This window comes from Streptomyces soli (assembly GCF_003999195.1).
Classification (GTDB): Bacteria; Actinomycetota; Actinomycetes; order Streptomycetales; family Streptomycetaceae; genus Actinacidiphila; species Actinacidiphila soli.
On sequence record NZ_RJVR01000279.1, the window covers coordinates 1 to 26,735 of the forward strand.

The 26,735-nt window shown below is 70.9% G+C and carries 26 protein-coding genes; 14 read left to right on the top strand and 12 right to left on the bottom strand.

The genetic code is table 11. The features are described 5' to 3' along the window. From EFK10_RS30385 to EFK10_RS30405, 5 genes are all read right to left on the bottom strand, one after another. The coding region (locus EFK10_RS30385) for an aromatic amino acid lyase (RefSeq protein WP_164836209.1) at positions 1-207 on the bottom strand (207 nt) is incomplete at its 3' end. A 97-nt stretch (positions 208-304) separates the two neighbouring features. Further along, a complete protein-coding gene (locus EFK10_RS30390; protein ID WP_407647183.1) occupies positions 305-1,393 on the bottom strand; it encodes a GGDEF domain-containing protein in 1,089 nt (362 codons plus the stop codon). Between the two features lie 700 nt (positions 1,394-2,093). After that, positions 2,094-2,912, bottom strand: coding sequence for an enoyl-CoA hydratase/isomerase family protein (locus EFK10_RS30395; protein ID WP_164836208.1), 819 nt, complete (start codon positions 2,910-2,912; stop codon positions 2,094-2,096). Between the two features lie 62 nt (positions 2,913-2,974). Further along, positions 2,975-4,180 (bottom strand): adenylate/guanylate cyclase domain-containing protein, encoded by a 1,206-nt coding sequence (locus EFK10_RS30400; protein WP_240677565.1) that lies wholly within the window; start codon positions 4,178-4,180, stop codon positions 2,975-2,977. Positions 4,181-4,291: 111 nt separating this feature from the next. Then, positions 4,292-5,131: a biotin--[acetyl-CoA-carboxylase] ligase gene (locus EFK10_RS30405; RefSeq protein WP_127358865.1), complete on the bottom strand. Its 840-nt coding sequence runs from the start codon at positions 5,129-5,131 to the stop codon at positions 4,292-4,294. A gap of 129 nt (positions 5,132-5,260) precedes the next feature. Here EFK10_RS30405 and EFK10_RS30410 point away from each other — a divergent pair, with 129 nt between their 5' ends. The 4 genes from EFK10_RS30410 (at position 5,261) to EFK10_RS30420 (ending at position 8,257) form a co-directional block, all read left to right on the top strand. Continuing rightward, positions 5,261-6,841, top strand: coding sequence for an acyl-CoA carboxylase subunit beta (locus EFK10_RS30410; RefSeq protein WP_127358866.1), 1,581 nt, complete (start codon positions 5,261-5,263; stop codon positions 6,839-6,841). Between the two features lie 32 nt (positions 6,842-6,873). Continuing rightward, entirely contained in the window at positions 6,874-7,086 is a 213-nt protein-coding gene (locus tag EFK10_RS30415; RefSeq protein WP_127358867.1) for an acyl-CoA carboxylase subunit epsilon, read from the top strand. Between the two features lie 408 nt (positions 7,087-7,494). Further along, positions 7,495-7,626 carry a morphogenic membrane protein MmpB gene (gene mmpB, locus EFK10_RS52320; protein WP_265737574.1) on the top strand — a complete coding sequence of 44 codons (132 nt, stop codon included), beginning with the start codon at positions 7,495-7,497 and terminating at the stop codon, positions 7,624-7,626. 13 nt (positions 7,627-7,639) lie between these two features. Next, a complete protein-coding gene (locus tag EFK10_RS30420) occupies positions 7,640-8,257 on the top strand; it encodes a nucleoside triphosphate pyrophosphatase (RefSeq protein ID WP_127358868.1) in 618 nt (205 codons plus the stop codon). On the opposite strand, the gene EFK10_RS30425 is transcribed toward EFK10_RS30420, so the two are convergent. Beyond that, a complete protein-coding gene (locus EFK10_RS30425; protein WP_240677566.1) occupies positions 8,254-8,685 on the bottom strand; it encodes a hypothetical protein in 432 nt (143 codons plus the stop codon). The genes EFK10_RS30420 and EFK10_RS30425 overlap by 4 nt on opposite strands. 390 nt (positions 8,686-9,075) lie before the next feature. Between EFK10_RS30425 and EFK10_RS30430 the strand changes: the two genes are divergently transcribed. Then, positions 9,076-10,830: an acetyl/propionyl/methylcrotonyl-CoA carboxylase subunit alpha gene (locus EFK10_RS30430; protein ID WP_127358870.1), complete on the top strand. Its 1,755-nt coding sequence runs from the start codon at positions 9,076-9,078 to the stop codon at positions 10,828-10,830. 52 nt (positions 10,831-10,882) lie between these two features. Here EFK10_RS30430 and EFK10_RS30435 read toward each other — a convergent pair whose 3' ends face one another. Then, the gene (locus EFK10_RS30435) at positions 10,883-12,307 is read right to left on the bottom strand and encodes an MFS transporter (RefSeq protein WP_127358871.1); all 1,425 of its coding nucleotides are present in this window, start codon (positions 12,305-12,307) and stop codon (positions 10,883-10,885) included. 114 nt (positions 12,308-12,421) lie between these two features. Here EFK10_RS30435 and EFK10_RS30440 point away from each other — a divergent pair, with 114 nt between their 5' ends. Then, positions 12,422-13,000 (top strand): TetR/AcrR family transcriptional regulator, encoded by a 579-nt coding sequence (locus EFK10_RS30440; protein ID WP_322973429.1) that lies wholly within the window; start codon positions 12,422-12,424, stop codon positions 12,998-13,000. A 32-nt stretch (positions 13,001-13,032) separates the two neighbouring features. On the opposite strand, the gene EFK10_RS30445 is transcribed toward EFK10_RS30440, so the two are convergent. After that, the gene (locus tag EFK10_RS30445) at positions 13,033-14,043 is read right to left on the bottom strand and encodes a DeoR/GlpR family DNA-binding transcription regulator (protein WP_127358872.1); all 1,011 of its coding nucleotides are present in this window, start codon (positions 14,041-14,043) and stop codon (positions 13,033-13,035) included. A 95-nt stretch (positions 14,044-14,138) separates the two neighbouring features. Further along, positions 14,139-15,647, bottom strand: coding sequence for an NAD(P)H-quinone dehydrogenase (locus tag EFK10_RS30450; RefSeq protein ID WP_127358873.1), 1,509 nt, complete (start codon positions 15,645-15,647; stop codon positions 14,139-14,141). 63 nt (positions 15,648-15,710) lie between these two features. Here EFK10_RS30450 and EFK10_RS30455 point away from each other — a divergent pair, with 63 nt between their 5' ends. The 3 genes from EFK10_RS30455 (at position 15,711) to EFK10_RS30465 (ending at position 19,255) form a co-directional block, all read left to right on the top strand. Next, positions 15,711-16,148: a gamma-glutamylcyclotransferase gene (locus tag EFK10_RS30455; RefSeq protein WP_127358874.1), complete on the top strand. Its 438-nt coding sequence runs from the start codon at positions 15,711-15,713 to the stop codon at positions 16,146-16,148. 470 nt (positions 16,149-16,618) lie between these two features. Then, a complete protein-coding gene (locus EFK10_RS30460; RefSeq protein WP_206305642.1) occupies positions 16,619-17,452 on the top strand; it encodes a purine-nucleoside phosphorylase in 834 nt (277 codons plus the stop codon). 111 nt (positions 17,453-17,563) lie between these two features. Next, positions 17,564-19,255 carry a phospho-sugar mutase gene (locus tag EFK10_RS30465; protein WP_240677567.1) on the top strand — a complete coding sequence of 564 codons (1,692 nt, stop codon included), beginning with the start codon at positions 17,564-17,566 and terminating at the stop codon, positions 19,253-19,255. Between the two features lie 415 nt (positions 19,256-19,670). Here the strand turns inward: EFK10_RS30465 and EFK10_RS30470 are convergent, their stop codons facing one another. After that, on the bottom strand, positions 19,671-20,264 hold the full coding sequence (locus EFK10_RS30470) for a PH domain-containing protein (RefSeq protein WP_127358876.1): 594 nt from the start codon (positions 20,262-20,264) through the stop codon (positions 19,671-19,673). Positions 20,265-20,433: 169 nt separating this feature from the next. Between EFK10_RS30470 and deoC the strand changes: the two genes are divergently transcribed. The 3 genes from deoC to EFK10_RS30485 are packed head-to-tail and all read left to right on the top strand — an operon-like array spanning position 20,434 to position 23,760. Continuing rightward, positions 20,434-21,429 carry a deoxyribose-phosphate aldolase gene (gene deoC / locus EFK10_RS30475; protein WP_206305645.1) on the top strand — a complete coding sequence of 332 codons (996 nt, stop codon included), beginning with the start codon at positions 20,434-20,436 and terminating at the stop codon, positions 21,427-21,429. 5 nt (positions 21,430-21,434) lie between these two features. Further along, positions 21,435-22,868 (top strand): aldehyde dehydrogenase family protein, encoded by a 1,434-nt coding sequence (locus tag EFK10_RS30480; RefSeq protein ID WP_127358877.1) that lies wholly within the window; start codon positions 21,435-21,437, stop codon positions 22,866-22,868. Further along, on the top strand, positions 22,861-23,760 hold the full coding sequence (locus EFK10_RS30485; RefSeq protein ID WP_127358878.1) for an aldehyde dehydrogenase family protein: 900 nt from the start codon (positions 22,861-22,863) through the stop codon (positions 23,758-23,760). Before EFK10_RS30480 ends, EFK10_RS30485 begins: the two co-directional genes overlap by 8 nt. Positions 23,761-23,840: 80 nt before the next feature. Here EFK10_RS30485 and EFK10_RS30490 read toward each other — a convergent pair whose 3' ends face one another. Beyond that, complete coding sequence (locus tag EFK10_RS30490) at positions 23,841-24,197, bottom strand: hypothetical protein (RefSeq protein WP_127358879.1); 357 nt, start codon at positions 24,195-24,197, stop codon at positions 23,841-23,843. Positions 24,198-24,318: 121 nt separating this feature from the next. Between EFK10_RS30490 and EFK10_RS30495 the strand changes: the two genes are divergently transcribed. After that, the gene (locus EFK10_RS30495) at positions 24,319-24,945 is read left to right on the top strand and encodes an ATP-binding protein (RefSeq protein ID WP_127358880.1); all 627 of its coding nucleotides are present in this window, start codon (positions 24,319-24,321) and stop codon (positions 24,943-24,945) included. A 103-nt stretch (positions 24,946-25,048) separates the two neighbouring features. Here EFK10_RS30495 and EFK10_RS30500 read toward each other — a convergent pair whose 3' ends face one another. Then, entirely contained in the window at positions 25,049-25,879 is an 831-nt protein-coding gene (locus EFK10_RS30500; protein ID WP_127358881.1) for a SigE family RNA polymerase sigma factor, read from the bottom strand. Positions 25,880-26,042: 163 nt separating this feature from the next. Here EFK10_RS30500 and EFK10_RS30505 point away from each other — a divergent pair, with 163 nt between their 5' ends. Further along, positions 26,043-26,720 (top strand): response regulator transcription factor, encoded by a 678-nt coding sequence (locus tag EFK10_RS30505; RefSeq protein WP_127358882.1) that lies wholly within the window; start codon positions 26,043-26,045, stop codon positions 26,718-26,720. Positions 26,721-26,735: the final 15 nt, after the last annotated feature.

Consider the following 26,735-nt stretch of genomic DNA (forward strand, 5'->3'; position numbering starts at 1 on the left):
GCTGATATGCCGCACCGCCAGCGCCCCGAAGCCCGTCGACACCCCGTAGACCGGCTCCGGCTTCGCCGCCAGCGCCTCGATCACCTCCCGCGCTGCCCCGATCCCGGCCAGCGCCTCCGCCGACAGCTCCACGCGCGCGTTACCCCGCGCCACCGCCAGCACATCCTCCGCGGCGACCCCGCCGGCCCCGATGACCACGTTATGCATATCCATATTCACGCACCTTAGGCACTGAATCGCGAGCTGTCACCTCTTTGAGCCGGGGCGCAGAGGTACGGGGCACAGCCCCAGGAATGACCAACCTCTAGTCACGTCCCCGGAACCGGCGCCGCTCGTTCTCCCGCGCGGGCGGCTCGTCAGCCAGCCGTACGACCGGATCCTCCGGCGCCCCCACCCCCGCCACGACCGGCCGGTCCGACCGCAGCGCCTTCGCCCGGTACTGCGCCGCGTCCGCCAGCCGGAAGAGCCGCCGCCCCGACGTCACCGGCCCGATATCGGCATCCGTAGAAGCAACGCCCACCGCGACCCCATCCCCCAGCCCCAGCCACTTCGCCCGGTCGCACAGCTCCTCCGCCGCCCGCACCACCTCCGCCGCCTTGTGGCCCACCGCCAGCAGACAGAACTCGTCCCCGCCCAGCCGCGCCACCAGACTCTCCGGAAGCTCCGCCCCGCACAGCGACAGCACCGACCCGAACCCCACCAGCAACCGGTCCCCGACCGCATGCCCGAGCTCGTCATTCACCCTCTTCAGCCCGTTCAGGTCGCACACCACCAAACTGACCGCCGTCCCCTCCTCCCGGTGCCGCTCAATGGCCGCCTCCAGCCGCGCATCCACCGCCCGCCGGTTCGCCAGCCCCGTCAACGGGTCCGTAAAGGCGAGCCTCCGTACCTCCGCCAGCCGCTCCGTCTGCGCGATCCCGGCCGCGATCAGCGCCGCCAGCACCGTGGCGAACTCCGCGTCCGCCTTGTCGAACACCGGCTGTCCCCCAGCCCGGGCGACATACAGCTCACCCCACGCCAACCCGTGCAGCAGGATCGGTGCCACCACACACGACGACCGCCCCCGCCGCCGCAACGCGGCCACCCGCTGATGGCAGTACGCCCCCTCATCGGCCGGCCCGTCCGCCGTCTCGACCCAGGCATGCGGCTCGCCGCCCTCCGTCCACCGGCCGTGCAGGAACTCCACGATCTCCGGGAAATCCGCGACGGAGTACACCTCATTCCTCGGCTGCGGCTCCTCCCCCTCCGCCAGCTCCCCGTCATTGACCAGCACCCGCAGCCGCCCCCGGTCCCGCTCCCACCGCGACACCGCCGACATCGACCCGCCCAGCGCCACCCGCGCCGACGTCGCCGCCGCCGCCACCGCCTCCATCGGCGACCTCGCCGCCGCCACCGCCCGCGCAAGCTCAGCGACGGCCCGCAGCCGATCTCCCTCTCTTTTCAAGGCTCGGTTCGCCTCCGTTTCGCTCAGCCAGTGCCGACGGTCGATCGTGCTCGACTGCTCGTTCCCCGCAGTCTCCGCGCGTTCTCTCCCCCAGCGCTTCCGCTGGGTGGGGGTCCCACCCGGCCGAAGGCTGGTGGGGGTCCCCCCGGACGGAGTCTGGGGGAGAGTGCCCCCATTTCGACAGCAGCCGCTCCACTTCGGCTCACTCGCCGACCCGCCACCGCAGATCCGCGCCGGCCGTCGACCGTCAAGCACGCACCTCAGGCTTACTCCCCGCGCGGGGCGTTTGCACCATTTTGAACCACCGCCCCGCTATAGGCACGCGGCACGCGGCCACCCCCCATTCCCCCGGCCACTCGGGCGCGCTCCATCCGGCCCAGCAGAACGGCTGCGCCGCAGCCAACGACGGCGGGGAAGTCCGGGCAGCACCCACCCACCCGGCAGCCAACAACGGCACGACCGAGGCAGCACCCACCCACCCGCCAGCCAACAACGGCGGGGAGGTCCGGGGTCGCAGGGGTGGGGGTTCTGGACGCTCCGCATATTTGTGTGCGGCATGCCGGGTGAGGCAGCGGGGGCCCGTCACGCACGTAAATATGTCGGTCCAGGACCCCCAGCCCCGGAGGCCCCGGACCGGCACCGGCGCCGGCTACTCCCCCGGCCACACAGGCGCACGCCGCTCATTGAACGCCGCCACACCCTCCGCCCGGTCCCCGGAGAACGCCGTCGTCCGCCACGCCGCGTCCTCGATCTCCAGCCCCGCCCGCAAATCCACACCCTGCCCCAACCGCAGCGCCCGCTTCGCCGCCCGCAGCCCCACCGGCGAGTTCGCCGCGATCCGGCCGGCCAGCGCCAGCGCCTCCGTACGGTCCGCGCCCTCCTCCGCCACCACGTCCACCAGCCCCAACCCCAGAGCCTCCGCAGCAGAAACCCGCCGCCCCGTAAAGATCAGCTCCGCCGCCCGCGCCGACCCCACCCTCCGCGGCAGCAACTGCGTCCCGCCCCCACCCGGGATCACCCCGACCGTCACCTCCGGCAGCCCCACCACCGCCGTCGCGTCAGCCACGATCACGTCGCACGCAAGCGCCAGTTCATAGCCGCCGCCCAGCGCAAAGCCGTGCACAGCCGCCACCGTCGGCATCGGCAGCTCGAGCACCCCCGTGTACGCCGCCCGGGCATAGGGGCGCTGCCGCGCCAAGTCAGCCTCGGTAAAGGAATTCCGCTCCTTCAAATCGGCACCCACACAAAACGCCCGCTCATGCGTGGAGCTCAGCACCACCGCGCTCACACCACGATCGCCCGCCAGGGCCGCGCACGCCTCCCCGATAGCCCGCGCCATCGCCGTCGACACGGCATTCATCGCCTTCGGACGGTCCAGGACCAGCTCCGCCACCCGCCCGTGCTCCCCGTGGCTCCGCACCGCCACGAACTCACCGAACCGCTGCTCCGACACCCGCTGCTCCGACATCCGCCGCCCATCCTCCGGGGTTGGTTAACGACCGTGAACCACGAACCACGGTCATCGTAGAGTCAGCCTCGGCGGGACAGGAGCCAGGGTTCGACGACGCCGAGCCCACGCACCGGGCGGCGCCACATCGGCTGGAGGGCGAAGCGGTACTTGTCCTCGGAGCCGGCCTCCACGTCGACCTCCGACACAGGCGCGTCGCCGCTCTCACCGAGCGCCTGCGCCAGCTCACCGTCGACCAGGACGGCATCCCGGGGCGCTATCGACGTCAGCCGGCTCGCAAGGTTCACAGTCGTCCCGAAGACGTCGCCCATCCTCGTCGTGACCGTGCCGAAGGCCATACCCACCCGGAGGGCCGGCATCGTCTCGTCACCGGTCATCGTCTCGATGAGCCGCAGCCCGATCTCCGCTGCCGTGCCGGGATCATCGGCCACGAACAGAATCTCGTCGCCAAGAGTCTTGATCAGCCGGCCCCCGTGGGCGTGCACCTGGTCGGCGGCCGTGGTCTCGAAGGCCTCGACGAGCTCGCCGAGTTCCTCCTCCTCCAGCCGCCGCGTGAGGCGCGTAAAGCCCACCAGGTCGGCGAAGCCGACCGCGAGGCGGCGGTCCACCGCCTCCTCGTCGTCGGACCGTACGACGCGGCTGGTCGACGCCGCGAGCTGGCGCCGCCAGACGTACGTCAGGAATTCCTCAAGCTCGGGGAGCAGCAGCTCGACCAGGGGATAGGCGACCTCCGCGCGGGTCATACCGGGCTCGGGCGGCTCGGTCAGTTCCTCAAGGAAGGAGTCGGTCTGCCATTCGGCGAGCCGGGCCGTGGTCTGCCCGGTGGAACGAGCCACCTGGATGGCGGTCGGCTCGTTGAGCAGCCCGGCCTCGACGAGACCCGCCAGCCGCCGCAGGGCGAGAACGTCGGCCTCGGTGAGCGCCTTGGCCTGGCCGATGTCGGCGAAGCCCATGGCACGCCAGAAGCGGGCAGCGAGGTCCATGGAGACGCCGGCACTGCGGGCGGCCTGAAAGGGGGTGTATTTGCGCTCGGCGCCGAGAATGAGCTGTTCCAGCTGCAGAGCGATGGGGTCCTCGCCGTCGACATCGACGTCCTCGAGCGCGTCCTCGGCAACGTCGTCGCGGGAATCCTCGGCAACGTCCTCGGCAACGTCCTCGAGGGCGTCCTCGGCGACGCGCTCGTCGGCGCCGTCCGGCCCATCCGGCTCGCCCGGCACCGCCGGCTCTTCGCCGTGCGGCGGGGGGTTGCTCGCGTCGTCCACGGTCACCGCCCGCCCCCTCTTCGGTCCCTGCGCGTGCGCACTGCCCTTCCGATCACTGGGTCGGCTGCCGCCTCAACAATACGGCAGGTGTGCTGTAGCTCACTCTCGCACAGCGGCCTATGCGGCCCTCACATGTACGACGTCGCCGGCACCGACCGGCCGCTCCTCGCCGTCCTCCGTCGCGATGACCAGCCGCCCGTCGTCGTCGAGGGCCACCGCCGTCCCCGTCACGGCCTCGCCGCCCGGCAGCTCGGCCCGTACGGGCCGCCCGAGCGTCGCGCACCCGGCCGCGTACACCTGGCGGAGCCGGCAGGCGTCGGAGTCACCGCGGACGGCACGCCACTCGGCGTACCACTCGGCCAGGGACCGCAGCACCGCCCGCAGCAGCGGGTCTCGGTCCGTTCCCTTGGCGCCGGCGAGGGCCAGCGATCCGGCGGCCGGCACCGGCAGCTCGTCCTCGCGGAGCGTGACGTTGAGGCCGATGCCGATGACGACGCCGTCGTCGCCGACCCGCTCGGCGAGGATGCCGCCGGTCTTGCGCTCCTCGCCGTCGATCGTCACCAGCAGGTCGTTGGGCCATTTGAGGCCCGTGTCGACGCCCCCGGCCCGCGCCAGCGCTGTGGCGGTCGCCACCCCGGCCAGCAGCGGCAGCCAGCCCCAGCGCCGTACCGGCACCTCGGACGGCCGAAGGAGTACGGAGAAGAAGAGCCCGGAGCGCGGCGGCGCCGTCCACTGCCGGTCCAGGCGGCCGCGCCCCGCGGTCTGTTCCTCGGCGACGAGCACGGTGCCCTCGGGAGCCCCGGCCCTGGCACGGGCGGCGAGGTCGGAGTTGGTCGAGCCTGTGGAGTCGACGACGTCCAAGGCGGTCCACAGGCCGCCGGGAGTGACGATCGCGCGCTTCAGCGCCGCCGCCTTGAGCGGCGGCCGGTCCAGGTCGGACCAGCGGTTTGAGGTCATGTGCACCACCCTATGAGCGGGAGTGTGTCGAACGCCGCAGTGCTCGCGCAGCAGCCACGCGGTTACGCTACGAAACAGAGTTACTCGCCAGTCAAATGCGACCCGACGAGAGCAGGAGAGCCGCCTCCCATGGCCGAGCCGGAGATCGACATCCACACCACCGCGGGCAAGCTCGCGGATCTGCGCCGCCGCACCGAGGAGGCGACCCATGCCGGCTCCGCCCGCGCGGTGGAGAAGCAACACGCCAAGGGCAAACTAACCGCCCGAGAGCGGATCGAACTGCTCCTGGACGAGGGTTCCTTCACCGAACTGGACGAACTGGCCCGGCACCGTTCCACCAATTTCGGCCTCGAGAAGGTCCGCCCGTACGGTGACGGCGTCGTCACCGGCTACGGCACGGTCGACGGCCGCCCGGTGGCGGTCTTCTCGCAGGACTTCACCGTCTTCGGCGGGGCGCTGGGCGAGGTCTACGGCCAGAAGATCGTCAAGGTCATGGACTGGGCCCTCAAGAACGGCTGCCCGGTCATCGGCATCAACGACTCCGGCGGCGCCCGCATCCAGGAGGGCGTCAGCGCGCTCGGCCTGTACGGCGAGATCTTCCGCCGCAACACGCACGCGTCCGGTGTCATCCCGCAGATCTCGCTGATCGTCGGGCCGTGCGCCGGCGGCGCGGTCTACTCGCCGGCCATCACGGACTTCGTGGTGATGGTCGACCAGACTTCGCACATGTTCATCACCGGGCCCGACGTCATCAAGACCGTGACTGGTGAGGACGTCGGCTTCGAGGAGCTGGGCGGCGCCCGCGCGCACAACACCGTCTCCGGCAACGCGCACCACATGGCGGGCGACGAGAAGGACGCCATCGAGTACGTCAAGGCGCTGCTGTCGTATCTGCCGAGCAACAACCTCGAGGAGGCCCCGGCGTATCCGGCCGAGGCCGACCTGGAGCCGGACCCGGAGCTGGACACCCTCATCCCGGACTCCGCCAACCAGCCCTACGACATGCACAAGGTCATCGAGCATGTCCTGGACGACGGTGAATTCCTTGAGACCCAGGGCCTGTTCGCGCCGAACATCCTCACCGGCTTCGGCCGCATCGAGGGCCGCCCGGTCGGCGTCGTCGCCAACCAGCCCATGCAGTTCGCGGGCTGCCTGGACATCGGCGCGAGCGAGAAGGCCGCGCGGTTCGTGCGGACCTGCGACAGCTTCAATGTTCCGGTGATCACTTTTGTCGACGTGCCGGGTTTTCTGCCGGGCGTCGACCAGGAGCACACCGGCATCATCCGGCGCGGGGCCAAGCTGATCTACGCGTACGCGGAGGCCACGGTTCCGCTGATCACCGTGATCACGCGGAAGGCCTTCGGCGGGGCGTACGACGTCATGGGCTCCAAGCACCTGGGTGCCGACCTGAACCTGGCCTGGCCGACCGCGCAGATCGCCGTCATGGGCGCCCAGGGCGCGGTCAACATCCTGCACCGCCGGACGCTGGCGGAGGCGACCACTCCGGAGGAAACCGAGGCGCTGCGCGCCCAGCTCATCGCGGACTACGAGGACACCCTGCTCAACCCGTATATCGCGGCCGAGCGCGGGTACATCGACGCGGTGATCGTGCCGTCGGAGACTCGGGGGCATCTGGTCAAGGCGTTGCGGACGCTGCGGAACAAGCGGGAGAGTCTGCCGCCGAAGAAGCACGGCAACATTCCGCTCTGAGGTTGACTGAGGTTGAAGGAGCGTGCTCTGACATGGTCATAAAGGTCGAGCGGGGCAACCCCACCCCCGAGGAGCTCGCGGCCGTCGTCGCCCTGGTCCAGGCGCGGGCCGCCGCCAGCGCCTCCGGCGCGCTTGACGGTGGCCCGCGCACCCAGGACGAATGGGCCGACCCGGCCCGCAACGTCCCCAGCCGCGCCCTGCGCCCCGGCGCCGGGGCCTGGCGGGCTACGTACTGGCCCCGCTGACGGGTGACGGGTGACGGGTCGGTCCGGGGCCTCCGGGGCTGGAGGTCCTGGACCGACATATTTACGTGCGTGACGGGCCCACCGCTGCCTCACCCGGCATGCCGCACACAAATATGCGGAGCGTCCAGAACCCCCACCCCTCCGACCCCGGACCTCCGGTCCGACTCCACGCCCAGGTGGGTTGGGGGCACACCGTCCGCCCTGTGAGTCCCCCCAGCCGACCCTGCCCTCCAGACCGAGTGGGATGGGGGCAGACCCTCCGCCCTGGGGGTCCCCCCGGCCGACCCTGCCCTCCAGACCGAGTGGGATGGGGGCAGACCCTCCGCCTTGGGGTCCCCCCGGAAATAGGGCCGCGCCTGAGTACCCGTACTCAGGCGCGGACCGTTGTCCCGGCGGAACCTGGGACGCATGTTGTGGTCGGATCCGCCCGAAGAGCCTCCGGAGGAGATGCGCCAGGCGCAGAGGATGATGCGCCGGGCGATCTGGCTCATCGCGCTGGCCATGCCGATCATCATGTTCATTGCGGGATGGCACTTCTGACCGCTTCATTACGATGGCGGGCATGACGACCAGCTCTGGCCCCCGCCCACTCGTGCTCGCCTCCGCGTCTCCTGCCCGGCTCGCGCTCCTCAGGAATGCGGGGCTCGCACCGAGGGTGATCGTCAGTGGGGTCGACGAGGACGCCATCAGTGCCCCGACACCGGGCGAGCTGGCCCGCGTGCTGGCGGAGGCGAAGGCGGAGGCGGTCGCCGGTCAGCTGGCCGGCGGGGAGCTGGTCGTGGGGTGTGACTCGGTGCTGGAGCTGGACGGCGAGGCGCTCGGGAAGCCGGCGGATGCGGAAGAGGCGATCGCTCGGTGGAAGTCGATGCGGGGGCGGGCGGGGGTGCTGCAGACGGGGCATTGCGTGATTGATGTCGCCGCCGGGGCGCGGGTGTCGGCCACGGCGTCGACGACCGTGCGGTTCGGGACGCCGGATGACGCGGAGGTTGCCGCGTATGTGGCCAGTGGCGAACCGCTGCATGTGGCGGGGGCCTTCACGCTGGATGGCCGGTCGGCGCCGTTCATCGAGGGCATTGAGGGCGACCACGGCAATGTCATCGGGCTGTCGCTGCCGCTGCTGCGGCGGTTGTTGGCCGACCTGGGGGTCCGGATCACGGACCTGTGGGTCTAGGCGGCCACCGGGGCGCCGGAGGGCGAGGCGTCGTCGTCGGTGGGGGCGGGGCGCTCGGCGGCGTAGAGGGTGAGGCTGAGGACGATGAGGGCGAAGATCAGCATCATCAGGACGTACGCGGGCCAGCCCAGGAGGCCGACGACAGCCGCGCCGAGGATGACGTTGAGCACGGCGGCGGCGATGAGGAGCAGGCGGCCGAAGCCGCGGGGGGAACGGTCGTGGCGGGCGGTGCCCGCGAGGACGACGGCGCAGGCGATGAGGAAGAGGGCGAGAAGGCCGCCGGCTACCCAGGCACCGGCGGCCATCGCGGCCGGGTCGAGGCCGGCAAGAGACATGGCTTGGTGGCGAACGGCTATGCCCATCACCCAGTTGACGAAGGCCAGCCCGAGCGCCTCCAGGAACAGCACCACCGCCGCCGTAGCGGCCACACCTCTTCGCACTGTGCCCCCTTGCGCCATTGCAAGCTCATTACCGGCGGTATCCCGCATCGCAAACGCTACTAACGGGTAAGTGCCGCGGCAAGAGTTCGGACGGCACCACCCTTACGGGGCGGACGTCGGGCAAAGTTTTCGCCGCGCCTTCGTGGAGTTCCCACAAAGCTCGAGTCACGTCGGCCACGGTGGGGTGCAGAGGTGCAGCTCACTCAAGCGTGGTGCAAGCGCCCGGAGATATACGGCCGTAGCGTGGAATTACGCGGCAATACGACACCATCGCCGCGTCCGGATCACCCTCCGTGTGGGCAAGCTCACCCCCAGGGGTGCCTCGGCACGAAGTGTCACCAGTACCTAAACTCGGCTTGTTTCAAGGAGGGAGCCATCGTGCGCAAGGTGCTCATCGCCAACCGCGGTGAAATCGCAGTCCGCGTCGCCCGTGCCTGCCGGGACGCCGGGATCGCCAGCGTAGCCGTCTACGCAGAGCCCGACCGGGACGCGCTGCATGTCCGCGCGGCCGACGAGGCCTACGCGCTGGGCGGCGACACCCCGGCGAGCAGCTATCTGGACGTCGCCAAAGTCCTGGGCGCGGCCGCTGAATCGGGTGCCGACGCCGTTCACCCCGGCTACGGCTTCCTGTCGGAGAACGCGGAGTTCGCGCAGGCGGTGATCGACGCAGGGCTGACCTGGATCGGTCCGCCGCCGCAGGCGATCCGCGACCTGGGCGACAAGGTGGCCGCGCGCCACATCGCCCAGCGCGCCGGTGCGCCGCTGGTCGCCGGTACGCCCGACCCGGTGTCCGGCGCCGACGAGGTCGTGGCGTTCGCGGAGCAGCACGGCCTGCCGATCGCGATCAAGGCCGCCTTCGGCGGTGGCGGTCGCGGTCTGAAGGTCGCCCGGACGCTGGAGGAGGTCCCCGAGCTGTACGAGTCCGCGGTGCGTGAGGCGGTCGCCGCCTTCGGCCGTGGCGAGTGCTTCGTCGAGCGGTACCTCGACCGGCCCCGGCACGTGGAGACCCAGTGCCTGGCCGACAGCCACGGCAATGTCGTCGTCGTGTCGACGCGCGACTGCTCGCTGCAGCGGCGCCACCAGAAGCTCGTCGAGGAGGCCCCCGCACCTTTCCTGAGCGACGAGCAGAACGCCGAGCTCTACCGCGCCTCCAAGGCCATCCTGCGCGAGGCGGGCTATGTCGGCGCGGGCACCTGCGAGTTCCTGGTCGCCCAGGACGGCCTGATCTCCTTCCTGGAGGTCAACACCCGCCTCCAGGTCGAACACCCGGTCTCCGAAGAGGTCACCGGTATCGACCTCGTACGGGAGATGTTCCGCATCGCCGACGGTGAGGAGCTGGGCTACGACGACCCGCCGCTGCGCGGTCACTCCTTCGAGTTCCGTATCAATGGCGAGGACCCGGGCCGTAACTTCCTCCCCGCCCCCGGCACGGTGACGAAGTTCGCCCCGCCGTCGGGCCCCGGCGTCCGCCTGGACGCGGGCGTGGAGACCGGCTCGGTCATCGGCCCCGCGTGGGACTCGCTGCTGGCCAAGCTCATCGTCACCGGCGCCACCCGCGAGCAGGCCCTCCAGCGTGCGGCGCGTGCCCTGGGCGAGTTCGAGGTCGAGGGGATGGCCACGGCCATTCCCTTCCACCGCAAGGTCGTCACCGACCCGGCGTTCACCAGCGACCCGTTCCGGGTCCACACCCGGTGGATCGAGACCGAGTTCGTCAACGACATCCCCGCCTTCGCCGCCCCGGCGGTCGACGAGGAGGCCGAGGAAGCGGGCCGCGAGACCGTCGTCGTCGAGGTCGGCGGCAAGCGCCTGGAGGTCTCCCTCCCGGCGTCGCTGGGCATGACCCTCGCCCGCACCGCCGCCGCCGGTGGCGCCCGTCCCAAGCGCCGCGCCGCCAAGAAGGCCGGCTCAGCCGCCTCGGGGGACACGCTCGCCTCCCCGATGCAGGGCACGATCGTCAAAGTCGCCGTCGAAGAGGGCCAGACCGTCCAGGAAGGCGATCTGATCGTCGTCCTGGAGGCCATGAAGATGGAGCAGCCCCTCAACGCCCACCGCTCGGGCATCGTCAAGGGCCTGGCGGCGGAGGTCGGCTCGTCCGTCTCCTCCGGCGCGGTCATCTGCGAGATCAAGGACTGAGGTTCGGTACGGAAGGGGGCCCGGAACCGCACTGGTTCCGGGCCCCTACGTTTCAGCGCCCTGCTGGGGCTCGTACGGCGAGGGCCAGCAGCCACGCCAGCGCCGTGAAGACCGCGGCGGCGGCGAAGGCGGCCGAGGCGCCGTGCACGAAGTCGCTCCCGGCGCCGGTGTGGCGGGTCGCGGTGCCGAAGACGGAGACCAGGATGGACAGCCCCAGGCTGCCGCCGATCTGTTGCATGGTCTGCAGCAGCCCAGCCGCCGAGCCCGCGTCCTGGGGCCGCACCCCGGACAGGATGAGCGTGTTGAGCGGCATCATCGTCAGGCCGATGCCCACCCCCACCAGCATCAGCGGCCCCAGCAGCGCGGAGGCGTAACCGTCGCCCGCCGCGAGCTGGGCGAGCCAGACCGTGCCGCCGGTCGTCAGCAGTCCGCCGACCATCACGGACCGCTTGGCGCCGAAGCGGGCGACGACGCGCGGGACCGTACGGGCGGTGACGAACATCAGCCCGACCATGGGCAGGAAGCCGAGTCCGGTCTTCAACGGGCTGTAGCCCCGCACGGTCTGCAGGTACTGCGTGGTGAAGTAGAAGATCCCGAACATCCCCGCCGGGGTCAGCAGCATGCACGCGTACGCGATGGCCCGGTTGCGGTCCGCGAAGAGCCGCAGCACCACCAAAGGCCGCCGCACCCGGGTCTCGTTGACCAGGAAGGCCGCCAGCAGCACCCCGGCCGCGGCGAAACTCGCGACGGCCCGCCCGTCGCCCCACCCCTCCTCCGCCGCGCGGATGAACGCGTAGACCAACGAGGCCATCCCGAGCGTGCCGGTGAGGGCTCCGGTGAGGTCGAAGGGGCCGCCGCTGTGCCGCTGCGTCTCAGCGACGTGACGCGGGACGAGCAGAGCGACGGCGACCCCGAGCGGGATGTTGATGAAGAACACCCACCGCCAGTTGCCGTAGTCGGTGAGCAGGCCGCCGACGATGAGCCCGATCCCGGAGCCCGCGCCGGCGACGGCGGAGTAGAGGCTGAGGGCGCGATTGCGGTCGGGGCCCTCCTTGAAGGTCGTGGTGATCAACGCCAGCGTGCTGGGCGCGGCCAGTGCCGCCGCCGCGCCCTGGAGCGCACGCGCCACGAGCAGCCAGGGACCGCTGGGTGCGAAGCCGCCGAGCACCGAGGCGGCCGTGAAGGCGAGCACGCCGCTGACCAGCGCCGTACGGCGGCCGATGAGGTCACCTATCCGGCTGCCGAGGAGCAGCAGACCGCCGAAGGCGAGGGTGTAGACATTGAGCACCCAGGACATACCGGTCGGGGAGAAGCCCAGGTCGGAGCCGATGCCGGGGATCGCGACGGTCACGACGGTCGCGTCGAGCAACAGCATCAGCTGGGCGCCGATGATGGCCGAGAGGGCGATGAGAGGACGACGGTCCCGGTTGGGGCTGGTGGAGGGTTCGGCCGCCGGGACGTTGACGGACGTGGACATGAGTGAGTGCCTCCAGGCAGACTTGAGCAAAGCGGAGGTTACCTCCGCTCACTATACGGAGGTGACCTCCGTTTACGCCATGGGATTCTGGAGGCCGGATCGAAGGAGGCTGTGGTGGCGGTAGCAGGTGGCGCGGGCTCAAGGCCGATGCGCGCGGACGCGCGGCGCAACTATGACCGGCTGCTGGAGGAGGCCCGACAGGCCTTCGTCACCCACGGCACCGACGTGGCCCTGGAGGACATCGCACGCAGCGCCGGCGTCGGAATCGGCACGCTCTACCGGCACTTCCCGGACCGTACCGCCCTCATGACCGCCGTCTTCGAGACTGAACTGGACGCGCTCAGCGTGCGCGGCACTGAACTGCTGACCCTTGACCCGCCCACCGAGGCGCTCCGCCTCTGGCTACGGGACGTGGCGCTGCACACGGCCATGTACCGAGGCGTCGCGGCCATCCTGATGGCCTCCCAGAACCCCTTCACCGCCGCCTGCCGGGACCGGCTGCGCGAGGCCGGCGGGGCGCTGCTACGACGCGCTCAGGAGGCCGGCGAGGTCCGCGAGGACACGGAGATCGCCGACCTCCTCAAGCTCACCCACGCGGTCCTCCTGGCCGCCGAGAAGAGCCCGGAGGACCGCGAACTCTTCGGCCGCCTCATGGGCCTGATCATGGACGGCCTGCGGGCGAAGACCGGTTGAACTGATTGACCTGGTTGACCCGTCGGGCAGCACTAGCGCCGCCGGGGCGCCAGGTCGGCGATCCGTGCGGCCTGCGCCTGCTGCTCTCCCGCGAGCTGCGCCGCCCGCAACTGCGCCGACTGCCCGGGGTGCCCCGGATGCGGATGCCGTCGCGGCCCCGGCACCGGCGGAAGGTCGCGACGCCGGCCCCCCGAAGAACCGGCGGTCCCGTTGGGAACGCCGTTGTCCGCTCCCCCGAGCGGGGCGACGGCGACTTGGACCCCCCGGTCGGCGAGCGCCTGAAGTTCGGTCGCGGCCCGCTCGTCCCCCGGCGCGGGCTCGTCCGTCACCAGACGCGTGATGACGTCCGTCGGCACCGTCTGGAACATCGTGTCCGTACCGAGCTTGGTGTGGTCGGCCAGCACCACGACCTCCGCGGCCGCCTGGACCAGCGCCCGGTCGACGCTCGCGGAGAGCATGTTGGAGGTGGAGAGTCCGCGCTCGGCGGTGAGCCCGGCCCCGGACAGAAACGCCCGGGACACCCGCAGCCCCTGCAGGGACTGCTCGGCGCCGCTTCCGACGAGGGCGTAGTTGGTGCCGCGCAGCGTGCCGCCGGTCATGACGACCTCGACCCGGTTCGCGTGCGCCAACGCCTGAGCCACCAGCAGGGAGTTGGTGACCACGGTCAGCCCCGGCACCCGCGCGAGCCGGCGGGCCAGCTCCTGCGTGGTGGTTCCGGCGCCGACCACGATGGCCCCGCCCTCTTCGACGAGGCTGGCCGCGAGATCGGCGATCGCCGTCTTCTCCGCGGCCGCTAGATGGGATTTCTGCGGAATGCCGGACTCCCTGGTGAAGCCACCCGGCAGTACCGCACCGCCATGCCGGCGGTCGAGCAGTCCTTCTGCCTCCAGCGCCCGCACGTCCCGCCGTACGGTTACTTCTGAGGTCTGGACGACGCGGGCGAGCTCACGGAGCGACACGGCCCCGTTGGCACGCACCATTTCGAGGATCAGTTGGCGACGTTCTGCTGCGAACACAAAACTGACAGTAACGCCAATGACCATCCGCTATCAGCAGTTTGCACCGATTAACAGAAGTTGTTCGCGAAACCGGGCGTGAAGTGCTATACGGACAACTTCCGTTCAGCCTGCGGCTCGCCCTACAGCTCAGCGGCCGTCTTACGGGTGTGGAGCTGGCGCGCGACCTCGGCGATCGATCCCGACAGAGAAGGGTAGACCGTGAATGCGTTCGCGATCTGCTCAACCGTCAGATTGTTGTCCACCGCGATCGAGATGGGATGGATCAGCTCGCTCGCCCGTGGCGCGACGACCACGCCGCCCACCACGATCCCGGTACCCGGGCTGCAGAAGAGCTTCACGAAGCCGTCCCGGATGCCCTGCATCTTCGCGCGCGGGTTGCGCAGCAGCGGCAGCTTCACGCACCGCGCGTCGATGAGGCCGGAGTCGACATCCGCCTGCGTGTAGCCGACGGTGGCGATCTCCGGGTCGGTGAAGACGTTCGACGACACCGTCTTGAGGTTCAGCGGCGCCACCGCGTCGCCCAGGAAGTGGTATATCGCGATCCGGCCCTGCATCGCCGCCACCGACGCGAGCGCGAAGACCCCGGTGACGTCACCGGCCGCGTACACGCCCGGCGCGCTGGTCCTGGACACCTTGTCGGTCCAGATGTGGCCGGACTCCTTGAGCTTGACCCCGGACTCCTCCAGGCCCATGTTCCCGGTGTTCGGGATCGCGCCGACCGCCATCAGGCAGTGGCTGCCGGTGATGACCCGGCCGTCGGCCAGCGTCACCTCGACCTTGTCGCCGACCCGTCCCTCCTTGCCCGCCTTCGGCGAGGAGGGACCCTCCGTGGTGAACGGCCCCGGAACCCGCTTCGCGGAAACGGCCCGCGAGCGCGCCATGACGTTCATCCCGCGCCGCCGGAAGACGTCCTCCAGCACCGCCGCCGCGTCCGGGTCCTCGCCCGGCAGCACCCGGTCGCGCGACGACACCAGCGTCACCTTCGAGCCGAGCGCCTGGTACGCGCCCGCGAACTCGGCGCCCGTGACACCGGACCCGACCACGATCAATTCGTCCGGGAGCTCCGTCAGGTCGTACACCTGCGTCCAGTTCAGGATCCGCTCGCCGTCCGGCAGCGCGTCCGCCAGCTCCCGGGGCCGCCCGCCGGTCGCGATCAGCACCGCGTCGGCGGTCAGCGTCTCGCTGCTGCCGTCGGCGGCCTCCACGATGACCTTGCGGGACCCGTCGATCGCCTGCATGCCCTCCAGCCGCCCCCGGCCGCGCATCACGCGCGCCCCGGCACGGGTCACGGAAGCCGTGATGTCGTGCGACTGTGCGAGCGCGAGGCGCTTCACCCGGCGGTTGACCTTGCCCAGGTCCACGCCGACCACCCGGGCGGCCTGTTCCAGCGGCGGGGTGTCGTCGGCCACGATGATGCCGAGCTCTTCGTACGACGAGTCGAAGGTGGTCATCACCTCGGCCGTCGCGATCAGAGTCTTCGACGGCACGCAGTCGGTCAGCACCGACGCCCCGCCCAGGCCGTCGCAGTCGACGACGGTCACCTCCGCGCCGAGTTGCGCGGCAACCAGCGCCGCTTCATATCCGCCGGGTCCGCCACCGATGATCACGATCCGAGTCACGTCCCCCATTGTCCCGCACGCGCCAAGTGATCACTTACGGGGGCAAGACTTGTCTCCCGTACCCTCTTGACCATGTCGCTCTACGCCGCGTATGCCGGCAACCTCGACGCCCGGCTCATGACGCGCCGCGCCCCGCATTCCCCGCTGCGCGGCTCCGGCTGGCTCAGCGGCTGGCGGCTCACGTTCGGCGGCGAGCAGATGGGCTGGGAGGGCGCGCTCGCCACCCTCGTCGAAGACCCCCTGCACCAGGTCTTCGTCGGCCTCTACGACATCGCCCCGGTCGACGAGGACTCCATGGACCGCTGGGAGGGCGTGCCGCTGGGCATCTACCGCCGCGCTCTCGTGCGTGTCGATACCCTCGACGGCGACACTTCGGCGTGGGTCTACGTCCTCAACGACTACGAGGGCGGCCTGCCGTCCGCCCGGTACCTCGGCGAGATCGCGGACGCGGCCGAGTCGGCGGGGGCACCGCATGATTACGTGATGGAGCTGCGGAAGCGGCCGTGCTGATTATTTGAGGCGCGGTTCGGCTGGTTCGACGGTCACGCCCATGCCTCCGCAAAACGCCGGGGCTCGGTCCGCCGGAGGTCACGCCCGTGCCACCGCAAAACGGCGGGCTCGGTCCGCCGGACGGGTGCCGCCTTTCCCCTTTTTTGGCGGCTCGGTTCGCCTCCGCTGCGCTAAGAGGCCGCGCGAATAGGTGTGGCGGCGTCGCGTGCCGATGGGCGGCGCCTGGCGGCGTTGTCGTCGGTCGATGACGTCCCCCAGCCTGGCGGCTGGGTGGGGGTCCCCCCGGCCGAAGGCTGGGGGAGTGCCCCCATTTCGACAGCGACCGCTCCGCTTCGGCTCACTCGCCGATGGGGCACCGGAGGGGCATGGTGAACGCCCAGCGGGCGTCAACCGTGGGATCCTCCGAAAAACAGGTGCGGTCTACATAGGACGTCTACGCGCGTAGGCCGTTAGCCGTTACGCTCGTCCACGTGAACTCCCTCCCTTCTTCCGACATCACCGGCGGCCCGCAGGCCGACCCGCACGCGGCCGCAGAGGCGGCGGCGGCGCGACTGCGCGAGTTGACCGGTGCAGAGACCCACGATGTGGCCCTGGTTATGGGCTCCGGGTGGGTACCCGCCGCCGATGAGCTCGGGGCGGCCGAGCACGAACTTTCCATCACCGATCTGCCGGGCTTCCCGGCCCCCGCAGTGGCCGGGCATGCCGGCAAGGTGCGCTCGGTGCGGATCGGCGGCGTGCGCGCGCTGATCTTCCTGGGCCGCAATCACCTGTACGAGGGCAAGGGCGTGGCGACCGTCGTGCACGGGGTGCGTACGGCCGTCGCCGCCGGTTGCAAGACCATCGTGCTGACCAACGGCTGTGGCGGGCTGCGCGTGGGCATGCGCCCGGGGCAGCCGGTGCTGATCAGCGACCACATCAACCTCACCGCGACGTCGCCCATCGTGGGGGCGAACTTCGTGGACCTCACCGATCTCTACTCCCCCCGGCTGCGCGCGCTGTGCAAGGAGGTCGACGAGACCCTCGAAGAGGGGGTGTACGTGCAGTTCCCCGGCCCGCACTACGAGACGCCGGCGGAGATCGGCATGGTCCGGGCGATCGGCGGCGACCTGGTGGGCATGTCGACCACGCTGGAGGCCATCGCCGCACGTGAGGCCGGCGCCGAGGTGCTCGGCATCTCGCTGGTCACGAACCTCGCCGCCGGGATGACCGGCGAGCCGCTCAACCACGAAGAGGTGCTGGAGGCCGGCCGTGACTCGGCGGCCCGTATGGGCTCCCTCCTCGCCCAGGTGCTGAACCGGCTCTGACCACGGATGGCCCCGGCCGGTTGCAATTCGCCCCGGCCGGGTACCGGTCCGGCACGGAATCAGCAGAACCGCCCATCCCCCCGCAACCCGCACACACCGCAGGAGCATGACGTGGCAAGCGAGACCACCGACCTCATCCAGCAGGCGCGCACCTGGCTGGCCGAGGACCCCGACCCGGACACCCGGGGCGAGCTGGAGGCCCTGCTGACCGCCGCCGAGGCCGGCGACGCCGAGGCCTCGGCCGACCTCGCGGCGCGCTTCGCCGGGACCCTGCAGTTCGGCACCGCAGGCCTGCGGGGCGAGATCGGCGCCGGGCCGATGCGGATGAACCGCTCGGTGGTAATCCGGGCGGCGGCAGGCCTGGCCGCGTACCTGAAGGCGCAGGGCAGCACCGACGGCCTGGTCGTCATCGGCTACGACGCCCGCCACAAGTCGTACGACTTCGCCCGCGACACCGCCGCCGTCATGGTCGGCGCGGGCCTGCGCGCGGCCGTGCTCCCCCGCCCACTGCCGACCCCGGTCCTCGCCTTCGCCATCCGGCACCTGGGCGCGGCGGCCGGCGTCATGGTCACCGCGAGCCACAATCCGCCGCAGGACAACGGCTACAAGGTTTATCTCGGCGACGGCTCCCAGATCGTGCCGCCCGCCGACGCCGACATCGCCGCCGAGATCGCCGCGATCGGCTCCCTGGCCGACGTACCGCTGGCCACAGAGGGCTGGGACACCCTCGACGACGCCGCCATCGAGGCCTACCTCGCCCGCACCGCCTCCGTCGTGGACAAGCACTCCCCGCGCAACGTCTCCGTCGTCTACACCCCGCTCCACGGCGTCGGCCGCGAGGTGCTGACGGCCGCCTTCACCCAGGCCGGCTTCCCGTCCCCCACGGTCGTCCCCCAGCAGGCCGACCCGGACCCGGACTTCCCCACCGTCGCCTTCCCCAACCCGGAAGAGCCCGGCGCCATGGACCTGGCGTTCAAGACGGCCCAGTCCTTCAAGCCCGACATCGTCATCGCCAACGACCCCGACGCCGACCGCTGCGCCGTCGCCGTCCCCGACCCCGCCGCCCCCGCCGGCTGGCGCATGCTGCGCGGCGACGAGGTCGGTGTCGTCCTGGCCACCCACCTGGTCCACAAGCGCGCCACCGGCACCTTCGCGGCCAGCATCGTCTCCTCCTCCCTCCTCTCCCGCATCGCCGCCGACGCGGGCCTGGACTACGCCGAGACCCTCACCGGCTTCAAGTGGATCGCCCGCGTCCACAACCTCCGCTACGGCTACGAAGAGGCCCTCGGCTACTGCGTCGACCCCGACGGCGTCCGCGACAAGGACGGCATCAGCGCCGCCCTCGCCGTCGCCGAACTCACCGCCGAGCTCAAGCAGCACGGCCGCACCCTCACCGACCTCCTCGACGACATCGCCCTCCAGCACGGCCTCCACGCCACCGACCAGCTCTCGGTCCGCGTCGCCGACCTCTCCCTCATCAACGACGCCATGACCCGCCTCCGCGAGGCGTCCCCCACCTCCCTCGCCGGCCTCACCGTCACCTCCGCCGAAGACCTCACCAAGGGCACCGAAGACCTCCCCCCCACCGACGGCCTCCGCTACCACCTCGCCGGCAACCCCACCTCCGGCGTCGCCTCCGCCCGCGTCATCGTCCGCCCCAGCGGCACCGAGCCCAAACTCAAGTGCTACCTCGAAGTCGTCATCCCCGTCCCCGCCGCCGACGACCTCGCCCCCGCCCGCGCCCGCGCCGGCGCGGTCCTCGCAGCCCTGAAGTCCGATCTTTCGGAGGTGGCGGGCATCTAGCGACCGGCTACGCGAACCGCCATGGCTGACACGACGCGCCGCATCACTGTCACCCTCCCGATAGCACGCGCACCCACGGGCCGACGCACAGCGACGGCGGGAGGGCGGGGTCACATGCGCGGGGCGCCGGATCGGGAAGGTGCGACGGCGGGAGGGGCCGGGGTCGCAGGGGTGGGGTCCTGGACGCTCCGCATATTTGTGTGCGGTATGCCGGGTGAGGCAACGGACGGGCCCGTCACGCACGTAAATATGTCGGTCCAGGGCCCCGCCCCGGAGCCCCCGGGCCCGTCACCCGACCGCGAGCAGAATCCCCAGCACAACCGCACCCACCACCGCAGGGTGTCGGTCCAGGGCACCGCCCCGACGCCCCGCCCCAGCCCCAGCCCCCCGTCAGGTCACGTCACGTCACGTCACGTCACCCGACCGCGAGCAGAATCCCCAGCACAACCGCACCCACCACCGCAGGCCCGATCACCTCGTAGGCCCAGCGCACGCTGACCTCACCCTGCCCGGCCTCACCCCCCGCATTGCGATCCCGCAGCTCCCGGATATCGTTCACCGCCTGGTCCGACCAAGCCCGCGCCGGGTCACCGCCAGGAACAGCCGCATCCGCCCGCGCAGACACGCGCGCGGCGCGCTTGCGGGCCCGGAAGGACACCGGGATGGCCCAGACCTGGTACTTCCGGCCGCCGGCGAAGAGCTCGGTGGAGTAGCCGGAGCGAATTTCCTCGACGGCACTCCAGGGGACGGTGATCGTACGGAACGGATTGCGCACCCGCAACCGCTCGTCGCCCGCGAAGACAACAGGGCGCAGCGTGAACGCGACGACGAGCGGCACGGCGAGCAGCAGCCCGGCCAGGGCAATCCAGGGCGTGCGGCCGTGGCCGCCGAAGACCGCGTCGCCACCCAGCCACAGGCCGAGGGCGAGCATCACCACGCCCCCGGCGATCCCGGCGGCCGACCGGTAGGAGCGGTCGGCGTACGGCGCGGACTTGTCAGAGCTCGTCATGGGCCGATTGTGCCTGACGCCCACGCGGCAGCCATTCCCCGCCCACCCCTCCCCCGCCGCGCGGCTACCCTGGGAGCCAGCGCAAAGGTTGCGGTCCCGCATCGGCTCCCCTGCCGCCCACCGCCCTAGTGACAGTCGCTACGCGCGTAGATATGCTCCTCTGGTGACCATGCCCCTCACTGTTCCCGCTCACGGCCCCGAAGCCGCGGCCCGGCTGGCGTCCATGTCGGACGTGACCGCCTCCGACGGTTCGCTGCGCCGCTTCCTGCACGGGCTGCCCGGCGTCGACGCGGTCGGCCTCGAGGGCCGCGCCGCCACGCTCGGCACCCGATCGATCAAGACGACGGCGAAGGCGTACGCCATCGACCTGGCGATCTCGATGATCGACCTGACCACGCTCGAAGGCGCGGACACCCCGGGCAAGGTCCGGGCGCTGTGCGCCAAGGGCGTCCACCCCGACCCCCTGGACCGCAGCACTCCCAAGGTCGCCGCGATCTGCGTCTACCCCGACATGGTGAAGGTCGCCAAGGAGTCCCTGGGGGACTCCGGCGTCAAGGTGGCCTCCGTCGCCACCGCCTTCCCGGCCGGCCGCGCCGCCCTCCCCGTCAAGCTCGCCGACGTCGCCGACGCGGTCGCCGCCGGGGCGGACGAGGTCGACATGGTCATCGACCGCGGCGCCTTCCTGGCGGGCCACTACCTGAAGGTCTACGACGAGATCCGCGCGGTAAAAGAAGCCTGCCGCCGCCCCGACAGCACCTCCGCCCACCTCAAGGTGATCTTCGAGACCGGCGAGCTGTCGACGTACGACAACATCCGCCGTGCCTCCTGGCTCGGCATGCTCGCGGGCGCCGACTTCATCAAGACCTCAACGGGCAAGGTGGCCGTCAACGCGACACCGCCCAACACCCTCATCCTCCTCGAAGCCGTCCGCGACTTCCGCGAAACGGTCGGTGTCCAGGTTGGGGTCAAGCCCGCCGGCGGCATCCGCACCACCAAGGACGCGATCAAGTTCCTGGTCCTGGTCAACGAGACGGTCGGCGAGGACTGGCTGAGCAACGACTGGTTCCGCTTCGGCGCGTCCAGCCTGCTCAACGACCTGCTGATGCAGCGCCAGAAGCTGAGCACCGGCCGTTACTCCGGTCCCGACTACGTGACGGTGGACTGATCACGATGACGACATTTGACTACGCACCCGCGCCCGAGTCCCGGGCGGTCGTCGACATCGCCCCCTCCTACGGGCTCTTCATCGACGGCGAGTTCACCGAAGCGGCCGACGGCAAGGTCTTCAAGACCGTCAGCCCGTCCTCCGAAGAGGTCCTCTCCGAGGTCGCCCAGGCCGGCGAGGCCGACGTGGACCGCGCCGTGAAGGCCGCCCGCAAGGCCTTCACCACCTGGTCGGCGATCCCCGGCGCCGAGCGCGCCAAGTACCTCTTCCGGATTGCCCGCATCATCCAGGAGCGCTCCCGCGAGCTGGCCGTTCTCGAGACCCTCGACAACGGCAAGCCGATCCGCGAGACCCGCGACGCCGACCTCCCCCTCGTCGCCGCGCACTTCTTCTACTACGCCGGCTGGGCCGACAAGCTCGACCACGCGGGCTACGGCGCGAACCCCAAGCCACTGGGCGTGGCAGGCCAGGTCATCCCCTGGAACTTCCCGCTCCTCATGCTCGCGTGGAAGATCGCCCCGGCCCTCGCGACCGGCAACACGGTCGTCCTCAAGCCCGCCGAGACGACCCCCCTCTCCGCCCTGTTCTTCGCGGACATCTGCCGCCAGGCCGGGCTGCCCAAGGGTGTCGTCAACATCCTTCCCGGTTACGGGGACGCCGGCGCCGCGCTCGTCGGCCACCCGGACGTCAACAAGGTCGCCTTCACCGGATCGACCGCCGTCGGCAAGGCCATCGCGCGCAGCATCGCCGGTACGCACAAGAAGGTCACCCTGGAGCTGGGCGGCAAGGGCGCCAACATCGTCTTCGACGACGCGCCCATCGACCAGGCCGTCGAGGGCATCGTCAACGGCATCTTCTTCAACCAGGGCCAGGTCTGCTGCGCCGGCTCCCGGCTGCTCCTCCAGGAGTCGGTCGCGGACGAGGTGCTGGACGCCCTCAAGCGCCGTCTGTCGACCCTCCGGATCGGCGACCCGCTCGACAAGAACACCGACGTCGGCGCCATCAACTCCGCCGAGCAGCTGGCCCGTATCACCGCCCTCGCCGACAGCGGCGAGGCCGAGGGCGCCGAGCGCTGGTCCCCGGCGTGCGAGCTGCCGTCGTCCGGTTACTGGTTCGCCCCGACGCTCTTCACGGGCGTCACGCAGGCGCATCGGATCGCCCGCGAGGAGATCTTCGGCCCGGTGCTGTCCGTGCTCACCTTCCGTACGCCTGCCGAGGCCGTGGAGAAAGCGAACAACAGCCAGTACGGCCTGTCGGCCGGCATCTGGACGGAGAAGGGCTCGCGCATCCTGTCGGTCGCGAACCAGCTCCGCGCGGGTGTGGTGTGGGCCAACACGTTCAACAAGTTCGACCCGACCTCGCCCTTCGGCGGCTACAAGGAGTCGGGCTTCGGCCGCGAGGGCGGCCGCCACGGTCTGGAGGCGTACCTCGATGTCTGAGTCCGAGAAGGCAGCGCGGCTGTCCGTCTTCAAGACCTACAAGCTGTTCGTCGGGGGCAAGTTCCCCCGCAGCGAGAGCGGGCGGGTGTACGAGGTGACCGACTCCAAGGGCCGCTGGCTCGCCAACGCGCCGCAGTCCTCCCGCAAGGACGCGCGTGACGCGGTCGTCGCCGCCCGCAAGGCCTTCGCCGGCTGGAGCGGCGCGACGGCGTACAACCGGGGCCAGATCCTGTACCGCGTTGCCGAGATGCTGGAGGGCCGCCGAGACCAGTTCGTACGGGAAGTGGGCGACGCGGAGGGCCTGTCCAAGTCCAAGGCCGGCGCGGTCGTCGACGCGGCGATCGACCGCTGGGTCTGGTACGCGGGCTGGACCGACAAGATCGCCCAGATCGTCGGCGGCGCGAACCCCGTCGCCGGGCCGTACTTCAACCTGTCCTCCCCCGAGCCGACCGGCGTCGTGGCGATCCTGGCCCCGCAGGAGTCGTCGTTCCTCGGGCTGGTCTCGGTCGTCGCCCCGGTGATCGCGACCGGCAACACGGCGGTCGTCGTGACGAGCGAGGCCTCGCCGCTGCCCGCGCTGTCGCTGGGCGAGGTGCTGGCCACGTCCGACCTGCCGGGCGGCGTTGTCAACCTGCTGTCCGGTCGTACGGCGGAGATCGCGACGCCGCTCGCCGCCCACCAGGACGTCAATGCGATCGACCTGGCCGGTGCGGAGGAAGTGCTGGCCAAGGAGCTCGAGATCGCGGCGGCCGACAACCTCAAGCGCGTCCGCCGTCCACAGCCTGTGGACTGGGCCGCCGACCCCGGCACGGAGCGCCTCACGTCCTTCCTCGAGACGAAGACCGTCTGGCACCCGGCCGGCGGCAGCGGTTCGTCCGGCGCCGCCTACTGACGCCTTCCGGGTGGCCCCGGGTCGTGGGAGAACGTTCCGCAAGGCGAGCGGCCTACCCCCAACCGGTAGCCGCAGCTGCGTCAGCTGCTCTGCAGCTTCCTCACCGTGCTGCCGATGAGCGGGAGCTCGGAGACGGAGCGGCTGTCGGCGAGGGGGCCGGTGACCATGGCGGTGGAGACGGGCTTGAAGTCAGCGATCTGGGAGCCGAGGGAGTTGTCGAGGGGGTTGGCGTTGGTGTGGGCCAGGGGGTTGATCGGCAGGTACTTGACCGTGCCGACGAGAGCCTGGCCCGCCTGGTGACTGCCGGCGGCAGCGGCCTTGAGGTCGTTGCCGTCGTCCGCCGCGTGGGCGGTCGCGGCACCAACCGAGGCGAAGGCGGCGGCCACGGAGGTCACGGTCACGGCCGCGCGCAGCACGGCGCGAGTACGGTTCGGCATCGGGGCACCTGATCTCGTAGCGCGACAATACGGATACGCACGGTATTTGGTTGAACGTCACGCGTCCAAAGCATGTCCGGGATGCTCACTCCGGTGGCCCAATGCGCCACACTGATATTCCGTGAGCCCCAGCCATCCTGCCGCCGCCCGCGTCATCCTGCTGACCGGACCCTCGGGTTCCGGAAAGTCCTCCCTCGCCGCCCGCACGGGGCTGCCGGTCCTCCGTTTGGACGACTTCTACAAGGAGGGCGACGACCCGACCCTCCCCCTCCTCCCCAACGGGATCGGGACGGACTGGGACTCGCCGCTGTCCTGGAACGCGGACGCCGCGCTGGCCGCCGTCGCCGAGCTGTGCGCGACGGGGAAGGCCTCCGTGCCGGTGTACGACATCTCGACCAGCTCCATCACCGGCCTGGCGCCGGTGGACCTCGGCGGGGCCCCGCTGTACATCGCGGAGGGGATCTTCGCGGCGGACATCGTGGCGCGCTGCGCCGAACTCGGGCTGCTGGCGGACGCGATCTGCCTGAGCCGGGGCGCGGTGACGACGGCCCGGCGGCGTTTCGTACGCGATCTGCGCGAAGGCCGGAAGTCGGTGCCGTTTCTGCTGCGCAGGGGCTGGATGCTGATGCGGGCCGAGCGCGGGATCGTGGCGCGGCACGCGGCGTTCGGGGCGCATGTGTGCGGCCGGGCCGAGGCGATGGAGCGAATCCGGGGCGTCGGCCGGCAGCCCGTCCCCGTAGAGGCGTAGGAACGTAAAAAGCGATAGGACCGCACAGACCCCCCGGCCGTACGGTCCTACCTCCCCCATCCCCCGTGCTGTCCCCCCGCGCTTTCCCCCGTATCCCCCCGGATCAGGCGACGAGTTCGCCGAAGGCCATGTCCTCCGCGCCCTCGCCGAAGCTGAGCGACTCGTCCTCGCGCAGCCGGCGCAGGGAGCGCCAGATGCTGCTCTTGACCGTGCCGACGCTGATGCCGAGGATGTCGGCGATCTCCGGGTCGGTGCGGCCCTCGTAGTAGCGGAGCACCAGCATGGTGCGCTGGGTCTCCGGGAGCTTGGCGAGCGCCTGCCAGAGCACGGCGCGCAGCTCGGTGCCGCGCATCGCGTCGGACTCGGCGACGGTCTCGGGCAGCTCCTCGGTCGGGTACTCGTTGAGCTTGCGGCGGCGCCAGGCGCTGATGTGCAGGTTGGTCATGGTGCGGCGCAGGTAGCCGCCGACGGCGGCCTTGTCGCTGATCCGGTCCCAGGCGCGGTACGTGGAGAAGAGCGCGCTCTGCAGCAGGTCCTCGGCCTCGTAACGGTCACCGGTCAGGTGGTAGGCAGTGGCGTACAGGGAGGCGCGGCGTTCCTGGACGTAGGCGGTGAAGTCCGCCTCCGCCGAGGTGGTCTGCCGTTCCCCCGTGACCTCCCTGTACGCGGATCCCCCGGTGGTTTCCCCCGTTGTTGGCCCTCCTTGCCCACCCTCGGGCAGGAGGGGCCCACCGTGACCGCCCTCGATGGCCGTGATGTACGGCGCCCGGGTGCGGATCATCTGACGTCCGGTGCCACGAACGCACCCGCCCCCTCGCTTCGCGGGGGGTGCCCCCAGTCCACTCGTGGCACCGGACAGCTCTGTGCTCCTGACCGACGCGTGCTGGCGCGGCTGAAGTACTGCGTTGGTCGTCGTGCTGTGCAGTGCGTTCATTTCGCGCCCCCGTCGGTGGAGCCTGCTTCGGTTTCGTACTGCCTGCCTTGCTGTGAGCAATAGACTGCCGCGCCAGTTTCATGGCCCTGTCCGCCGAGTGTCACAGGCCCGTCACAGCCGTCGGCGGTACCGCACGCGTGAGTACGTAGGAGAGAATGCGACCGTGCCTTTCCTGTTGCTGATCGAGGACGACGACGCGATCCGAGCCAGCCTCGAACTCGCCCTGTCGCGCCAGGGCCACCGTGTGGTGGCCGCGGCGTCGGGCGAGGACGGGCTGAAACTGCTGCGCGAGCAGCGGCCGGACCTGATCGTGCTGGACGTGATGCTGCCGGGCATCGACGGCTTCGAGGTGTGCCGCCGCATCCGGCGGACCGACCAGTTGCCGATCATCCTGCTCACGGCGCGAAGTGATGACATCGACGTGGTGGTCGGGCTGGAGTCCGGTGCCGACGACTATGTGCTCAAGCCGGTGCAGCCGCGGGTGCTGGACGCCCGGATCCGGGCCGTGCTGCGGCGCGGCGAGCGGGACAGCTCGGACTCGGCGGCCTTCGGCAGCATCGTGATCGACCGGTCGGCGATGACCGTGACGAAGAACGGCGAGGACCTCCAGCTCACCCCGACCGAGCTGCGGCTGCTGCTGGAGCTGAGCCGCCGCCCCGGTCAGGCGCTTTCCCGGCAGCAGTTGCTGCGGCTGGTGTGGGAGCACGACTACCTCGGGGACTCGCGGCTCGTGGACGCCTGCGTACAGCGGCTGCGGGCGAAGATCGAGGACGTGCCGTCCTCGCCGACGCTGATCCGTACGGTGCGTGGCGTCGGGTACCGCCTGGACACGCCGCAGTGATCAAGGAGCACCATC

Bases quoted from the DNA above. Each gene is read 5' to 3' on its own strand.
- EFK10_RS30405 (WP_127358865.1), bottom strand. From the start codon at position 5,131: ATGACCTCAAACCGCTGGTCCGACCTGGACCGGCCGCCGCTCAAGGCG.
- EFK10_RS30395 (WP_164836208.1), bottom strand. From the start codon at position 2,912: ATGTCGGAGCAGCGGGTGTCGGAGCAGCGGTTCGGTGAGTTCGTGGCG.
- EFK10_RS30445 (WP_127358872.1), bottom strand. From the start codon at position 14,043: ATGGTCATTGGCGTTACTGTCAGTTTTGTGTTCGCAGCAGAACGTCGC.
- EFK10_RS30435 (WP_127358871.1), bottom strand. From the start codon at position 12,307: ATGTCCACGTCCGTCAACGTCCCGGCGGCCGAACCCTCCACCAGCCCC.
- EFK10_RS30500 (WP_127358881.1), bottom strand. From the start codon at position 25,879: ATGAACGCACTGCACAGCACGACGACCAACGCAGTACTTCAGCCGCGC.
- EFK10_RS30490 (WP_127358879.1), bottom strand. From the start codon at position 24,197: ATGCCGAACCGTACTCGCGCCGTGCTGCGCGCGGCCGTGACCGTGACC.
- mmpB (WP_265737574.1), top strand. From the start codon at position 7,495: ATGTTGTGGTCGGATCCGCCCGAAGAGCCTCCGGAGGAGATGCGCCAG.
- EFK10_RS30450 (WP_127358873.1), bottom strand. From the start codon at position 15,647: ATGGGGGACGTGACTCGGATCGTGATCATCGGTGGCGGACCCGGCGGA.
- EFK10_RS30480 (WP_127358877.1), top strand. From the start codon at position 21,435: ATGACGACATTTGACTACGCACCCGCGCCCGAGTCCCGGGCGGTCGTC.
- EFK10_RS30410 (WP_127358866.1), top strand. From the start codon at position 5,261: ATGGCCGAGCCGGAGATCGACATCCACACCACCGCGGGCAAGCTCGCG.
- deoC (WP_206305645.1), top strand. From the start codon at position 20,434: ATGCCCCTCACTGTTCCCGCTCACGGCCCCGAAGCCGCGGCCCGGCTG.
- EFK10_RS30485 (WP_127358878.1), top strand. From the start codon at position 22,861: ATGTCTGAGTCCGAGAAGGCAGCGCGGCTGTCCGTCTTCAAGACCTAC.
- EFK10_RS30455 (WP_127358874.1), top strand. From the start codon at position 15,711: ATGTCGCTCTACGCCGCGTATGCCGGCAACCTCGACGCCCGGCTCATG.
- EFK10_RS30420 (WP_127358868.1), top strand. From the start codon at position 7,640: ATGGCGGGCATGACGACCAGCTCTGGCCCCCGCCCACTCGTGCTCGCC.
- EFK10_RS30415 (WP_127358867.1), top strand. From the start codon at position 6,874: ATGGTCATAAAGGTCGAGCGGGGCAACCCCACCCCCGAGGAGCTCGCG.
- EFK10_RS30470 (WP_127358876.1), bottom strand. From the start codon at position 20,264: ATGACGAGCTCTGACAAGTCCGCGCCGTACGCCGACCGCTCCTACCGG.